The sequence below is a fragment of the Natronincola ferrireducens genome (assembly GCF_900100845.1).
Taxonomy (GTDB): domain Bacteria; phylum Bacillota; class Clostridia; order Peptostreptococcales; family Natronincolaceae; genus Natronincola_B; species Natronincola_B ferrireducens.
In genome coordinates, this window is record NZ_FNFP01000023.1 from 1 (window position 1) to 1,344 (window position 1,344).

Consider the following 1,344-nt stretch of genomic DNA (forward strand, 5'->3'; position numbering starts at 1 on the left):
TTCCCATACCGAACACAGAAGTTAAGCCCTTCAGCGCTGATGGTACTTGGCGGGAGACTGCCTGGGAGAGTAGGTCGTTGCGACGTGATAAAAAAGAACTCTACAGAAAATGTAGAGTTCTTTTTTTAGGTTAAGGCTAAAAAACTCAAATCCCATAAACATCCTCAATAATTTAATTAAGCCCCTTCAGCCTGTTTCATCTTGACGGCAGATCGGCTGGGGGGTAGATTATTACCAAGTGAGAAAATCCTTCATAATCTATAAAGGATTTTCTCACTTTTTTGCATTGAAAGGACTTAATTAAATTAAGGAGGTTAAAAATCTGCTTAATTAGGAAGAGGTTATAAGATTATTTAATATTTAATTAAGTATGAAGTTTAAACTAAAAAACTCTGGGTAACTAATACTATAACAATAATTATTATAAAGTAATAATTATTATAAAGTAAAAAAGGAGGATTCATTTGTGATGAAAGATTACAAAAAACTAAATGAATATTTATCTAACTTAGCTGTTCTAAATGTAAAACTGCATAATTTACATTGGAATGTTGTAGGTATGCAATTTGTACAAATTCATGAGTATACTGAGTCTATGTATAATGATTTTTTTGAAAAATATGATGCTGTAGCTGAGTTAATCAAGATGAGGGGTGAAAAGCCTTTAGCTAAAATAGCAGACTATTTACAAAATGCATCCATTAAAGAATTAGAAAAAGATAAATTCTCTACTACTGAAGTGCTTGAAATAGTTAAAGAGGACTTGAATAAGATGAAGGACCTAGCAGTTGAAATCAGAAATACAGCAGATGAAGCTGGCGATTTTGAAGTAGTAGCTGAATTTGAAGACCATGTAGCTGGTTATAGTAAGAACTTGTGGTTTATAAATTCAATGCTTTCGTAATACCAAAACAATAAATAAGAATTAATAAAACAAATAATTTAAAGGACTAACTTCTATCTTAAAGAGGAGAGTCCTTTAAATTATAGTAAAAGTTTTCCTATGTTTGCAGATGTTTTATATATATTTTATTTTTTAGTTGTGTTAAATCCAGTGAAATATTAGAAATGATTAATATAGCTTTTTTTATTGCAGCCACATAGGGATATTTATAAAAATAAAGTTGACATAAACAGAACAATCTAGTATAGTAGTACAGGTCACCACAAGTTAGGGGTGAAGGGAAAGAAAAAAGATAATGTTGAAACTTACAAGGAATAAAAGGTTTTAAATAAACATCTAAAAAAACTATTGACATGAAAGCAATAAGCTGGTATAGTAGTACAAGTCGCCCCAAGATGAGGGGTGACGGGAGATAAGTTAACACTTGGGAAAAGAAGAGA

At 30.8% G+C, this 1,344-nt stretch carries 1 protein-coding gene and 1 rRNA gene; both read left to right on the forward strand.

Going from position 1 to position 1,344, the window contains the following annotated elements; translation table 11 throughout:
- Positions 1–86 (forward strand): 5S ribosomal RNA (gene rrf / locus BLS22_RS14785); the annotation flags it as partial.
- Between the two features lie 383 nt (positions 87–469).
- The gene (locus tag BLS22_RS14790; RefSeq protein ID WP_090555142.1) at positions 470–904 is read left to right on the forward strand and encodes a Dps family protein; all 435 of its coding nucleotides are present in this window, start codon (positions 470–472) and stop codon (positions 902–904) included.
- Positions 905–1,344: the final 440 nt, after the last annotated feature.

Excerpts from the sequence above, each read along its gene's own strand:
- BLS22_RS14790 (WP_090555142.1), top strand. The coding sequence starts at position 470 with ATGAAAGATTACAAAAAACTAAATGAATATTTATCTAACTTAGCTGTT.